The organism is Metamycoplasma equirhinis (assembly GCF_006385185.1).
Classification (GTDB): domain Bacteria; phylum Bacillota_I; class Bacilli_A; order Mycoplasmatales; family Metamycoplasmataceae; genus Metamycoplasma; species Metamycoplasma equirhinis.
Window position 1 is genome coordinate 81806 of sequence record NZ_VFIX01000001.1, and the last position, 14340, is coordinate 96145.

A 14340-nucleotide genomic window follows, 5' to 3' on the forward strand; every position below is an offset into this window, starting at 1 on the left:
TTATATTGTCTAGTTTAGATAATTTTTACTTATCTAATCAAATTTAGACATATTTATCAATATTTATTATTTTTATTGAAAGGAAAATAAAGTGACTAAAAAATCAAAAATTATTTTAGGTGCATTTGGTGGTGGAGCGCTTCTTGCTGCCGGAATTCCACTTGTTGCATATGGAATTCAACAAGGTGCTTACCAAGGTCGTGTTTCTCAAATTGCTAAAAATTATAATGATGAACTAGCAAAATTAAATGAAGCACAAAAAGCTGAAGATGTTGCATATTCAAAAACTGTTGACGGTGCTAAAAAATTATGAGACCAAGCTAAAGCTGAACAAAAAAGAGTTGAAGCTGATCCTGCAGCAACAGCTGAAGATAAAGAAAAAGCAAAGAAAGCTTTCGAAGATGCTAACGAAAATTTAAAAGATGCTAGAGCAAAAGAAGCAGAATATACAAAAAAATACGAAGAAACCAAAAAGAAAACAGCTGAATTAACTGAAAAAATTAATGAATCACAAGAATTTGCTGCAACACACGGCAATGGAAAAAAGAATTCAAAAATTTTTGCTATAGTAGCTGATTATATTGCTCGTATTAAAAAAGAATCTGAAGACAATAAAGCTGAAGAACTTGCAGGTGTTAATGAAAATTACCCTAGTGCAGAAGATACAAAGAAAATTTCCGCTTACTATGACAAATATATCACAGCTTTAAACTCAATCAAAAGAGAAAACTTAACAGATGTGACTCTTGCATGAGCAGAAGGATTAGCATACGATTGACAAATTATTAAAAGTAACTATACTTCAGGAGGACGTTTCTTATTAAGTTCATATGCTTGAGGAACAGGATATGCTTATCCAGCTAACTCATTCTATAACACTTTAAAACTTGCTGCAAGTGATTCTGTAAATGCATTAAAAAATTTAAAAGAAGCAGTTGAACACAAAATTACTCTTTCTAAAGTTGTTATTAAAAATAATGTTAAGAATATTTTACAAAATCATTATTCAAAATACTTAAATGAATTTGCTAATGGCACTGATCAAGAAATATCTGTTGTTGATTTAATCAATAAAGCACCTGAAAGCGCTATGAGAGAATTCCACTTATACTATGCAAATGAATACTATAAAGCATCTGATCACGGATTTGGTGAAAATCTAGATGAGTTAAAATTATTTAAAAGCAATAAATTAAAAGAAGTGGAAAATACTATTACCGTTGGAACTAAAACAATTTATGGATTAGGTTTTACCCAAAAAGATTTAGACGCTGAAAATGTTGGTCTTGTTGGAATTAAAGGTGATGAAGAAAACCCTGGTTCAAAAATTTATGATGCTATTTTAAAAATGGCAACTACAAGCAACGATACTCCTAACGAAGTATATAAATCAGGATATGAAACTTCTAAAACAGCAGCAAAAAATATGAAAATTGTTGCTGAAATGACAGCAGAATTAATTGCTGGACCAGAAGGCGAATGAAAACCTAAATTTAAATATGATGAAGATGGAATTGGTTCGAAAGAAGCAACAGAAATTGAAGTGGTTATTCGTGATGAAAAAGGCGATATTAATTTAAAAAACTTCTTCAAATGATTAAATCAAGAAGAATTTTTCTTCGGTCGTGAAGATAAATCATATTACACAAGTGAAAAAACTGCTGAACTTGACAAATTAACTACTGTAGTTAAACATTTAAATGAAAAAGGATATTCAAGTTTAAAAGGCTCGAATGCAAAATATGGTTCAATAACTGACAATCAATTTTACTATGGTGCTTTAGAAGCATTTAAAAATTATCAACAATTTATGGACCAAACAAGAGACCATGGACTTTCTTTCTTTGCTGAAAAAGTATTACCTTACGGTCCACAAACATATGAATATGCTGACAGATATGATGAGGGAGTTGGAGCATACAGTGGCAGTGCAGCAGCATTTATCTTTAACTGTGATCCTTACTTCTCATTGCCAAAATGATCAGTAACATCATTTGCTAACCATGAAGGAATTATGGGACACCATAACCAAATTTACTATGCAAAACAATTCTTAGCAAAACAAGACGGTAGAACATTAGGCAATATTTTTGACTATACTTCATACGCTGAAGGATGAGCTCTATTTATGGAATGATTTGGAATCGAATCAGGATGATACGGAAATCCAGATTATGAAAATGATGATTACTACGCTGCACCAACCGATTTCTCAAATTCAAAAGGTATTACCAGTTTTGTAAATGTTAAAGAAGCGGACAAAGTAACAGATGAAATGGTTGCAAAAATGAAAGAATTACACGGCGGAGTATATTGAAAATTAGTAGATTCAAAAATTGCTTCAAAAGATGATAAAGAACATACATTAAGAGCAACCAAATTGGCAAACATGCTACAATACTTTGGTGCATTAAACGAAGCACAATTACGTAACATGCGTAGAGCAGTAGATACCGCCTACCACGGTTCAGGTGTTGAAGGAAATGATGATCTTAAATCAGGTGCATCAATTAACCAAGTAAGACAATTCATGAAAGCAAATTCAGCTTTAGGTATTGGCGATATCGAATCTGAATCAAGACGTTACTTAAATTGTGTAGGACAAGCAACATCATATAACGCTGGTAAAGAAATTATGCTAAGACTATATGACAGAGTACGTAATCACTTTGGTTTATCACGTAAAGAATTTGTTGAAGCCACAAAAAATATTAAGAGAATTGATGGTACTACAACCGAAAATGCTCAACACGGCTACATCAAAGAATTCTTTGACATTCTTCTAAAGAACGGTGGATTACCAATGGGAGCTTTAGAAAAAGTTGTTGAAAAAGCTTTTAATTTAAAATAATAAATTATTTTAAGTCAAATAATAAAAGGAACTATATGTTTATAGCTCCTTTTATTTATATTCAATTTCGATAATATTATCAAAAGTAAGTGATTCAATTTGATTTTCTTGATTTATTTTTATAAAGGCATTCATCTGCGCTTTTTTAATTTCATAATTACTAATATTTTTTGCTTTAATTTGTTCATTTATCTTCTTAAAAAAATATAAAGTTGAATAACCAAAATAATTTTCCTTTATATCGTAGTAGTATATGTTTGAATCTTTTTTGTAAAAATAAGTTAACGAAATATTTAATTTGTCAATAGATTTAATAAATGAGTCAATAGTTTTTTTATCTTTTCTAGTTTTTCCTTCGTTAAATTTATCAAAAACAGAAAGCAAATCTAAGCGATAGACTTCTTCGTTAAGATTTTGTGCAATACTTTTTGTTTTTTGTTCCTTTAATTTTAAGGTGTTTTCAACAAATTTTTGAAAATCGTGACCATCGTCAAAAAACTTAAGGTCGATTGTGCTTTTAATTCCATTATTGGCAACATTCTCGTTCTTTTCGCGAATTTCCCGTGGGTTTTCAGCCATTATTTCTTTGCCTGAGGCATTTGTTTGTTTAATTATTAGCTTCTTATTTTTAGTTATAGAATCAGTTTCTTCTTTAATTTCGAAGTTAGACTTTTCGTCAGTGAAATATTTTTTTCGTTTGATGTTTGCCTTTTTATTTAAAGCTAATGGAATAGCAACTGCACAAACCAAAGGAATGCCGACACCGAGAAACATACCAATAGTCTTAAGAATCTTTTTGATTTTTTGTGATTTTTCGCTCATTTTTACTCCTTATATTCTTTCCATAATTCCATAATACGTGTAATATTTATACCTGCTTCAACATAATCACCATTTAATATGCGATTGTATAAATAACTCGTAAAATGAATAATAATGCGATACTTATAAAAATCTTTAGGTTGAGGAATATCATACGCCTTTCAAAAAACATTTTCAATATTTTTAGCTATATGAGTATTTTCAAACATAAATGCAATATCTAAAAAGCGACAATTACGATATGCGATAGCTCAGTCAATGATATAAAGATTTAATTTGTCTGTAAAGAAAATATTATCAAGATTTAAATTATTATGGCAATTAGCATCAGGTTTAATTTCTTTAATTCATTGATATATTTCATCAATCATTTTTTTATCTTGAATATCTTCATATAAAATTTTTTTATCAATAGTTTGCAAATATCAATCAATTTTAGTTCGCAAAATATAACTTGGAAATTTTTTATCTGAATCGTGATAAGTACGCATAGCTTTAGCCAAAACTTTAATTTGGCGTGCATTTATTTCGGTTGTAGGTTTGCAATTTAATCAACGTCAAATAATTCGATCATTGTCTTCATATACGCAAATAGGGACAAAGTAGAAATCTTGCACAATCTTTGTATCTAAACGATTATCGAATTGATTATGAAATTTTTGAACAATAAAACGATTAGGAATTGAAAAATCTTTATTATTATATTGGCTAAGCGATTCGCTTAACATATTATTTGGTGCTTTTATATTTGCATAAGTTTGTTTATATGAGGTTTCATTAAAAATACGAAGCATATAAGCAAAGTCATCAAATTTCTCTTCATCTAAATTAAAAAAATCAATAATAAGTTTTTTTTCAACACCTAAAAACAAATATAATGAAACAGGATCAACATATCGAGAGTTTAACGCCGCAAATTCAAAATCGACTAGTTTAATAAAGCCGTATTTATTAACTAGTATATTTTGTCGTTTTAAATTATTGTGACTTAAAACCAATTCGTCGTTTTCATATTTTTTTACTAGATGTAAATATTTTTTGTCTTTTATATCATATTTAAGCCAATTAAACTTTGTTACATTAACTAAAATATTTTGAAAATTTCGAATACAGTTTAATATAGCGTTTGAAATTTTCGCGTCTATTTTAATTTTAAATAAATCTACTCCTGGGAATCACTTTTTAACAATTATGCCATCTTTAACATATAAATAGTCTTTAAAGGTGCTAACTACTTTAGTTTCATTACTATGGTCAATTTTGATAATGTTTTTAGGGACTCTAATTTGCACTCAAGTACTTTCTAATTTACCAATATAACTTTTATTGTGAAAATCTTCATAATAAAAGCGAATGTGCGAAAATTTTTCAAACACATTCATACCAAAATTATTTTTTATTAATTCATAAACTTCAAAAATTTCGGTGTTTTTTTTACGCTGGTTACTTTGTTGTACAGAGAAATTTTTTTTATTTGGCATATTAATTTCAATAAATAAATGACTATATTTTATATTTGTCTAAATATAATTTCATGTATTTATCCACCCTCCCCACATACATTTTGTCATCAATTGGCATTATTTCATGTGCCTCATTTCATAAAATAAATAAAGCATTAACTATTATTTTATGCACTAGTAAATATTTTTCTTCAAAGTCGTCGCCATAGGCTTCAAGAAAAATTTTTTCTTGGTTAGCGTTTAAATTGCTTGATTCAATAAAGTAAGCTAAGTCAAAGTGCACATCACCCATTGTTGCGTATTCTCAATCTGTCAAAATAATTTTCTTGTCAGTTTGAATAAAATTAAACAATCATAAATCATTGTGTACAGGGGCAGAAGTATCAATATTTTTAATAAATAGATTTAACTTTTTATAGTATTTATCTAAAACTGGAATTTTTCTATTTAGTGACGACATTTTTTCGCGGTAAATTTTAAATCTTCGCGCAATTTGATTTTCTTTTGCAAATTTTAATTTTGAATTATGCAAAGTAATTAGCATCCTGCCAATTTCTTTCAGTTGATTTTCAGTAATCAAATTAGGCAAAATGGCTTTGCCGGAAATTCAATCTGTTTTTAATGTGTTATTATCTTCATATATTAATTTGGGCACAAAATTTAGCTTATTTACAATTTCATATGGCGTTTTATGATTAAACGAATCAAAATGTTTTACTTTGACAAATGAATTATCATTATCATCAAAAAAAGTCTCGTTTGTAAAACCTTGATTTTCTAATTTTTTCATTTTTTTAACTAAAAATCAATATTAGAAGCATATTTTGCGTTTTCCTGAATAAAATCATGGCGAGGTTCGATTTCTTCACCCATTAATGTTGAAAATACAGTATCGCAAATAGCTATATCATCAATTTGAACTTGAAGCATTTTTCGTGTTTCTGGGTCCATAGTTGTTTCTCATAATTGTTCTGGATCCATTTCTCCAAGACCTTTATAACGTTGGATACCAACGTTTTTTTTGTCATCTAATCTAGATAAAATTTCTTCTTTTTGTGCGTCATTATAAGCATAATTTACCGTTTTGCCGCTAGTAATTTTATAAAGTGGAGGTTGTGCAATGTATACAAAACCATATTCGATTAAAGGCCTCATGTAACGATAGAAGAATGTTAATAAAAGCGTTGTAATGTGCGCGCCATCAACGTCGGCATCAGTCATAATAATTATCTTGTGATATTTTAATTTATTAATATTAAATTCTTCGCTAATACCTGTTCCTAAAGCATGAATCATTGTTGCAATTTCTTTATTTGCTAAGACTGTAGTAAACGCATTTTTTTCAGCATTAATTACTTTACCACGTAATGGCAAAATTGCTTGAATAGCACGATTACGACCCATCTTTGCTGAGCCACCGGCTGAATTACCTTCGACAATGAATAGTTCTCTTACCTCAGCGTTTTTAGAAGAACAATCAGCAAGTTTTCCAGGTAAATTACCTATATCAAGGCCATCTTTTTTTCTAGAAGCTTCTCGAGCTGCATTAGCAGCTAATCTTGAACGTTGTGTTAATAAACATTTTTCGATAATTGCTTTAGCAACTTCGGGGTTTTCGCCCATGTATTTTTCTAATTGAATTGAAATAACTTTATTGGTTGCAATTCGCGCATCCTTATTTTCAAGTTTTCCTTTTGTTTGTCCTTCAAAAATTGGGTCAGTATGCTTTATTGAAATAATCGCAACAAGTCCGTCTTTAACATCCTCACGAGAAATTTTTTCAGTGTTATTTTTGTATAGTTTATTTTCTTCTGCATATTTATGATAAATTCTTGTTAGCGCATCATAAAAACCTTGTTCATGTGTTCCACCGTCACCAGTTTGAATATTGTTTGCATATGATACAACGTTAGAGGTAAATGTTTCATTGTATTGCATTGCAATTTCCACAATAACATCATTTGCGCCTTCTATTTTATCTTTAAAATCGCCTTCAGCATATATAACTTCAGGATTAATTAATTTTTTGCCCTTATTAAGTTCATTAACATAATCAATTAATCCACCATCAAAATGGAAAGTTTTGCTTGTGTTATTTATGTTATTTTTAATATTTAAAATTAAACCCTTATTTAAATAGGCAATTTGTTTTGAGTGATCAAGAATTGTTCCATAATCGAAATCTAGCTTATCCATAATTGTGAAATCAGGATGGAATTTAATTTTTGTTCCGGTTTCGCCATTTTTAACTTCGCCAATCACTTCTAAAGGTTTTTCGCTATGACCACCATTTAAAAATTTTTGATAATATAGTTTGCCATCACGTTTTACTCAAACTTCAAATTTATCGCTTAAAGCATTCACAACCGATGCGCCAACGCCATGAAGCCCACCAGAGACTTTATAGTTACTACCATCAAATTTACCGCCGGCATGTAAAACAGTTAAAATTGTTTCAACAGCAGATTTATGTGTTTTGGGGTGTATATCCACTGGCATTCCTCTTCCATTATCGACAATCTCAATTACGTTATCAGAATGTAAAATAATATCGATTTTAGAAGCATAGCCCGCCATTGCCTCATCAACGGAATTATCAACTATTTCTCATATTAAATGGTGAAGCCCTCTAAATCCAATAGAACCAATGTACATTCCTGGTCTTTTTCTAACTGCTTCCAGCCCTTCTAAGACTTGGATATTACTTGCTTCGTATTTTTTGGTTTCATCTACTTTATCCATAGTTACCTCTATTCAATGTATTAATATATAAATATATTAATAATTATACTAAAATGTTATATATTTTGTAAAGTTGTTAATTTTCCAAAAGTAAATTAAATAATAATGTTAGTCATTTCAAAATTCACTTCTATATTATTAATTTTATTTTCTTCTTCATACTCATCCAAAATAAAATAACCTTTTTTGAAAACATAATTTAATGAAAGGAAAATATAATTTTTTGTATTTGGCTTATTTTCAGAAAAAATTTCTTTTTTCACTCTAAACTCTTTTGTTAATTCATTATAAAGACTATTATTTGTTTTCATTTCAGAATGAGAAAACAAAAAACAAGATTTTACTTGAATAAACTTGCTTAAATATGAATTAAAATCATCGAGTATTTTCTTTTAATCACAAATAAGTATCTAAATTTTCGAGTTTTATCCGGTCAAAAAGAGTTGAAAATTAGTAGTTCATCATCATCTGATATTTGTCTATTATTTACAGATTTAAATACATCCCCCCCTAAATTAAAATATTTTTTTGCGTAGTTACTTAATTTTGTTATTATGCTATTAAAAATAAAGTCTTCTGTTTCAAATATTTTCCTTTTTGGTTTTCTTGGGAATTGTGTAGCCACAATCGCCGCGATGGAACCTGCAATAGCTAATGTAAAACCAATTGCAACAACAGGGACACCCACAAAAATTCCATAGTTTAAACTTTTTTCTTCATTTATAGACCTTTCCTTATATGATATTACTTGTTTTTAGTAAATCGTCTAATTGCTTTTTTATATAGATCTTGTTACAATAAAAGCCTAGAAATTTGCATATTTAATAAATCAATATTAATAACAAAAACGATTTTCTTGATTTGTTTTTCTTACTAAAATAAAAACCAAGAGCTTTTGGCTCTATCGGTTAATATTATTAGAAGTTCATATTACTTAATGAAGAGGTGTCAACATCTTCGCGTTCTTTTTCGCTAGCAATAAATAATGGTTGGTTGTATGCACCGATTTTTTTTGCCACACAGTTAGTTCAAAAACTATAAATTTCACTGTTGAATGAGTTAACTTTCATGTTGTAAATTCTAATAGTTGCATAAATTTCATCTTCTTGCATTGCGATTTCAGTATTAAATTGTAAAAACAAGCTACTTGCTTTTAAATCTGGATATTGTTCAAATTGAACATTAATACCTCTTTGTATTACATCTAATTTATTGCGTAAAGTTGCGGTATCTTCTTCGTTTTCTAATTTAACTAATTGCGAACGCAATTTAGCAACCTCGGTTAAGGTTTTATTTTCAAAATTTGCATAACCCTTAACTGTATCAAGTTGTTTTAATAGGGTTGCGCGTCTTTTCTTTTCGGCAGCTTGAATGACAGATGACGCTTGTTGAATTTCATTCATTTTGCGCATTAGCATATTTTTCCTTGATAAATATGCAAAATAGAAAATCCCTAATGTGATTATGTAAAGCAAAATATATAGAAATTTCTCACCTTTAGTTGGTTCAGGATGTTTTATGGAATTATCAACATTTGGTTTAAAGCCTTCTTTTTCTTGTTGTGTTCTTGTGTCAAATAACATTTTTATTCCTCCTTATTTATTAAATTATACTATTTCTTGCTAAATTAAAGTTTGTAATGCTTGATTAAGCTTGTCAAAAATATCAAATAATTCTGGTGAATCCGGAGTATTAAAATGGATTGAAAAACCCAAGTTATTTACTAAAATTGATGCCCGCGTTTTTAAAATTGGTAATAATTCGTATAATTTGACAATTTTGAGAATTATTTTTTTGGCTTCATTTAAATTTTCTGTTGCATAAATATTAACTGAAATCATATTTTCTTGCATCAATTTAACTAATGCCTCATCTTTAATGGTTTCACTAGAGTAGCACAAGTTTTTGTAATCGTGTGCATAAATCTCAGACTTGTCACTATTCAATTTTATGTCAGTTGTATAAATAGTCATTTTTGCTTCTTTGAAAGGATAGTAGCGGACATACGAAACCGGCACAAAATGACCTTGAGTAAATACTTCATCAACTTCATTAACGCCATAATATGAAGATAATGTAAAATTGATTTGATTAATATATTGGCCCTTTATTTCCTTATCATATGTTAATACTGGTGGTTTGTCTGGGATTCTAGTTATCAAAGAAAAGTATTGATTAGCGGTTACTTTATTTCATCAATACAAAATGTTATTATTATATTTTTTTGAAACAATTTTTAAATCCTTATATTCTGAAATATAACCTGTACCATATTCTTCATATTTTTCCGAAGCAATATATTTATTTAAATATGCTTTAGTAATACTAAAAATTGTTGGTTCAATTGCACATTTGATCTGTGCAAATATCGCATTATTTATATCATTAATTTCATTAGTTTTGTCAAAATCAATAAATGAAGAAAGTCAGTTATGTATTGTTGAAAAAATTAAATCACTATAGTCTAAATTCCAATAACTGTACATTTGATGGCAAATTTTATGCAATCGATTATTTTGCAATTTATTTTCTTGCGCATATTTTGCATATTTAATGTAGTTTTCTTGAACTAACGGTTGAAAGTAAACAAAGAATTTATATTTATCGGTATAGCTTATTCCATAATATTTATGAAATTCTGGGTTTTCTAAAACAATTGCTCCAGTTTTAAGTGCTTTTTGATAAGCTTTTTCAGACATGGTTTTGCCGTCTTCTTTAAAAGAAAAATTTGCTAGATAATTCGTTAATATTAACATTGCATTTTTTTCATCAATAAAAGGCGTGGGCTCCGAGTGTTCGGCGGTGATTGTTTCAGTTACATATGAATCACCAACTTTATGATCAATTGAAATACTTCCGTATGTAATAATATTTTTAATTGTTAAAGTTGAATATAAAACAATGTAAAAATAAGAATTACGAATATCATATTTGTTTATTGAATTAAAACATGCAAAATTTTCGGCATTTCAAAATAGGGACAATTCATTAAAATCAAAATTATTAACAGAATTTAACTCGAAATCTGAAAGCAAAAAATTAATTATTTCACTTAGTGAATATTTTGAATAAATTGATAAAAGAATTTTATTGTTTTCTCTTATTTTTTCGGCAATTAAGTTTTTATTGTGATTGTGAAAAGAATTAAATTCCTTTATTACTTTTCGGTTCTTTTTGTATCGACCTAGCAAAAATAACCCTATGATAAAAAAACAGCCAAAAATAATTAATCCGTTTGCTGCTTTTTTTCTAGAAATTTTATCTTGTTTTTTTCTTTCTCTAATTGCAAAATTAAGATCATTAATTGTATCTTTGTTAACCTCTATGGTTTTAAGTTTTTTCTTTTCTTTTTCAGTAAAAAATTTTTCATCAATTATTTTTTTAAATTTACTTGGCAATTGTTGCGTAATTGATTCATAAAAGTATTTGATGGGGTCACGAAAAATATTGTTCATATTCAACTTAGCGGCGCTATCATTTTTAACATCTTTTTTTACGGGTTGTTTTTTATTGTTCATGTTTTAATTATAGTTCAATAAATAAAAAATACTGTTACCAGTATTCTAAAAGAAATCATTTTCGTTTTCTGCGATTGAAAATTTTGAGTTTTTGTCTTCTTTTTTGCTATTTTCTTCAAATTCATTTTCGCCAAAAGGATCAAAGCTTTCGTCGTTAGCTTCTATCTTTTGGGTATTATTATTTTCTAAGGGTTGTTTTAAATCAAATGTACCGGTGTCGCCAAAAGGATTGGTATCAATTTCAATATTTTTTATATTTTCTAAATTTTCTTCCTTATTTGTGACTGATATATTTTGTGTTTTATTAATAGTTAATTCATTAAAATCATCTAAATCATTTACTAAAGGTTTCGCGTAAATTGATTCATTATTAATCGAAGTCTTTTTTGAATTTAATTCGTTTATTTTGTTAATTATTTGGCCACTTAAATTTGCGGTTTTATTTGGCTTTTTAAATGACGTTTGTTCGAACATTACGTTATTTGATTTATTAGTTGAATTTTCTATTTTTGGGTTAGAAAATTGTTTTTTTCAAAAGACTAATTTTAAAAATGCTTTATTTTTTACAAAAAATAGTGAACTTATCAAAGCAAAAATAATTATTGAAATAATAAAACCAATTGCTAGGCCTGCCTTGCCACCAATAAATGAAAATATTCCAAAAAAGAAAGTGCCAATTATTCCTGGTGTGTTTAGATTAGGGAGTAAATAATTTTTGTTTTGAATTCCATTACTACTAAAATGATCAAATCAATTTTTATAAATTACTGAAAATGAATTTTTCGAATTAAAAGAAGTGCCATAAAGCGAAATAGTATAAAATATCATACTCCCCAAAATAATTCAAGCGATATATCATAGTGCTAGTTTGATTAAGTGAAAGTGAAAAATTCCGACTGAAAATCCACTTTCTAATTTAAATAATTTAAAAAGCGATAGCGTAAAAACAAACCCATAAAATAAAATTGAAAAAAGCCCAAACAATATGTTTGTTGTATAAGCGTGAATTGTTGTTATTCCACGTACGTTAATAAAAGAAATTGTGGCAAAAAATATTGTTACTAAAAGAATAATAGTTCATAAAGTTACATAATCTCTAGTAAAAAAATAATTTTTTTGCTTTTTTATTCTTTTTTCTTTTAACAAAATTGTTTGGCTAGTTTCATTCATTTTGTCTCCCTCCAATTAAATTTCATATAGGGTAATAACAGTCATTGGTTCTTTATCAATTGCTTTTGCAATTTTCCGTTTAATTGATTTTCTTAATTTTTCTTTAATTTCTTTTAAATCAATTTCGTTTGGTTTCTTATCGTCAAATTCTTTGTAAAACAAATCGTTAATAATTTTATATATTGTTTCTTTATTTTCTTTTGTAATTATCCCATAAGATGAAATTTGTAATTCATTAATTGGAGTTTTTTTCTTATAATCCACTAAAGAGCTAATCGTAATAATACCATCTCTTGCAAGACTTTCACGTTCATTTATTACTTCATGCGAGATATCGCCGATGCCAAGCCCGTCAATAACAACATCGCCAACCGTTCTAATACTATGTTTTTGGCTAATTAATTCACCATTTTCAAATTCGGCAATTTTTCCGTTTTGCAAAACTAAACAATTATTTAAATTCATGCCTGCTTCTCTAGCTACGTGTGTTGCGACAACTAAATAGCGATATAGACCTTGAATTGGAATGTAATATTTAGGCTTTAACATTTTAATAATATTGCGAATATCTTCCTTTGCAGGATTACATGGATAGTATTGATCCGATCCTAATTCAATTAAATTCGAAGTGTTTCTGGCAATTTCATCCAGTGTTAAAGCATAATTTACTTCTAACCCATTCACTGGAGGGGCTACGACAATCACTGCATCATTATTTTTTAACTTCAAATAAACATCATTATTTGATGCTATTCTAATAAATCTTAAATATAAACGCTCAATAGCGCCTGTTACTAATATAACCGCGTTTTTAACATCATTAGCTAAACGATAATCAATAAATTCTGGTCATTGCAGTTCCGGATTAATTTTGGCAACTAGATTTATTAATTGCGAATAAGTGCGGCCATAGGTAATAACTGGCCGATGATAACGTTTTGCCAAAATTAAAATTTCATGTGCAGTTATCATGTCTTCATCATATAAACCAACAATAATTCGACTATCTTCAGTTGTTTCCTTAAATTTATATTCAATTTTCTTTGAAATTCAAAGTTTTTCAATACTTTTGCCGCTATATGCGCTAAGTCCTGAATCCATTATTAATGTCTCTAAAGGTTTTCCATTATTGATTATTTTTTTGATATTTTCAAAATCTGTTTTACCATATGGGCCCAAATCCCCATCAACAAAGTTAACCATAAACAAAATATTGCCTTTTTCGTATTCAAAATTAAAACCTAATTGCCCGGGTAAACCCCCGGCTAAATCAAAAGGTGTAACCTTAGCAAATTCAAAGTCAATTGTTGAATTAATGGTTTTAATTTCGTAATGACTATTTTCAATATTATATTTTGAAATTCTATCTAGTAAAACAATTTTATTAAATGCGCTAGTGTAAATTTTAAGGTTTTTGATTTTCATTAGTAATCAAGGAATTGCCGAAAAGGTTGCGTTATGCACATCAGTAACAAAAAGACCAACAATATCTTTTTGTCTCTTTTCAAGATATTCATAGTTGCAAATTAAAGTATCAATTCCATTATGTGAATTAATAGGAACTTTTGTTCCTGAGTTTATTATAAAAATCTTATTTTTTATTTCTAGAACATAGGCATTTTTACCGTTTTCATCCAATCCGCCCAATGCAAAAAAGTTGATTTTATTCATAATCCTCCATTATTTTCTTGAAAATTAAAGTTTTAAATATGTTTTATTTTATCAATAAAGTTACAAAAAAAGGTAATTTAGCAAAAAACTTCTACTAATATAT

General features: G+C 28.2%; 11 protein-coding genes. 1 reads left to right on the forward strand and 10 read right to left on the reverse strand.

Annotated elements, in window-relative coordinates:
* Positions 1 to 91: 91 nt before the first annotated feature.
* The gene (locus FJM08_RS07130) at positions 92 to 2851 is read left to right on the forward strand and encodes a DUF885 family protein (protein WP_140031236.1); all 2760 of its coding nucleotides are present in this window, start codon (positions 92 to 94) and stop codon (positions 2849 to 2851) included.
* Between the two features lie 51 nt (positions 2852 to 2902).
* Here the strand turns inward: FJM08_RS07130 and FJM08_RS00350 are convergent, their stop codons facing one another.
* From FJM08_RS00350 to FJM08_RS07155, 10 genes are all read right to left on the reverse strand, one after another.
* Positions 2903 to 3673, reverse strand: a complete 771-nt coding sequence (locus FJM08_RS00350; RefSeq protein WP_140031237.1) for a hypothetical protein — start codon at positions 3671 to 3673, stop codon at positions 2903 to 2905.
* A 2-nt stretch (positions 3674 to 3675) separates the two neighbouring features.
* Positions 3676 to 5154 (reverse strand): protein kinase family protein, encoded by a 1479-nt coding sequence (locus FJM08_RS07135; protein ID WP_140031238.1) that lies wholly within the window; start codon positions 5152 to 5154, stop codon positions 3676 to 3678.
* A 22-nt stretch (positions 5155 to 5176) separates the two neighbouring features.
* Positions 5177 to 5926 carry a phosphotransferase gene (locus FJM08_RS07140; RefSeq protein WP_140031239.1) on the reverse strand — a complete coding sequence of 250 codons (750 nt, stop codon included), beginning with the start codon at positions 5924 to 5926 and terminating at the stop codon, positions 5177 to 5179.
* 8 nt (positions 5927 to 5934) lie between these two features.
* Complete coding sequence (gene gyrB, locus FJM08_RS00365) at positions 5935 to 7878, reverse strand: DNA topoisomerase (ATP-hydrolyzing) subunit B (protein WP_140031240.1); 1944 nt, start codon at positions 7876 to 7878, stop codon at positions 5935 to 5937.
* A 95-nt stretch (positions 7879 to 7973) separates the two neighbouring features.
* Positions 7974 to 8141 (reverse strand): hypothetical protein, encoded by a 168-nt coding sequence (locus FJM08_RS03430; RefSeq protein WP_170177175.1) that lies wholly within the window; start codon positions 8139 to 8141, stop codon positions 7974 to 7976.
* Positions 8142 to 8236: 95 nt separating this feature from the next.
* Positions 8237 to 8566, reverse strand: a complete 330-nt coding sequence (locus FJM08_RS00370; protein ID WP_140031241.1) for a hypothetical protein — start codon at positions 8564 to 8566, stop codon at positions 8237 to 8239.
* A 229-nt stretch (positions 8567 to 8795) separates the two neighbouring features.
* Entirely contained in the window at positions 8796 to 9461 is a 666-nt protein-coding gene (locus FJM08_RS00375) for a LemA family protein (protein ID WP_140031242.1), read from the reverse strand.
* A gap of 39 nt (positions 9462 to 9500) precedes the next feature.
* Positions 9501 to 11396 (reverse strand): hypothetical protein, encoded by a 1896-nt coding sequence (locus tag FJM08_RS07145; RefSeq protein WP_140031243.1) that lies wholly within the window; start codon positions 11394 to 11396, stop codon positions 9501 to 9503.
* Positions 11397 to 11441: 45 nt separating this feature from the next.
* Positions 11442 to 12566: a hypothetical protein gene (locus tag FJM08_RS07150; protein ID WP_140031244.1), complete on the reverse strand. Its 1125-nt coding sequence runs from the start codon at positions 12564 to 12566 to the stop codon at positions 11442 to 11444.
* Between the two features lie 15 nt (positions 12567 to 12581).
* Complete coding sequence (locus FJM08_RS07155) at positions 12582 to 14237, reverse strand: ribonuclease J (protein ID WP_140031245.1); 1656 nt, start codon at positions 14235 to 14237, stop codon at positions 12582 to 12584.
* Positions 14238 to 14340: the final 103 nt, after the last annotated feature.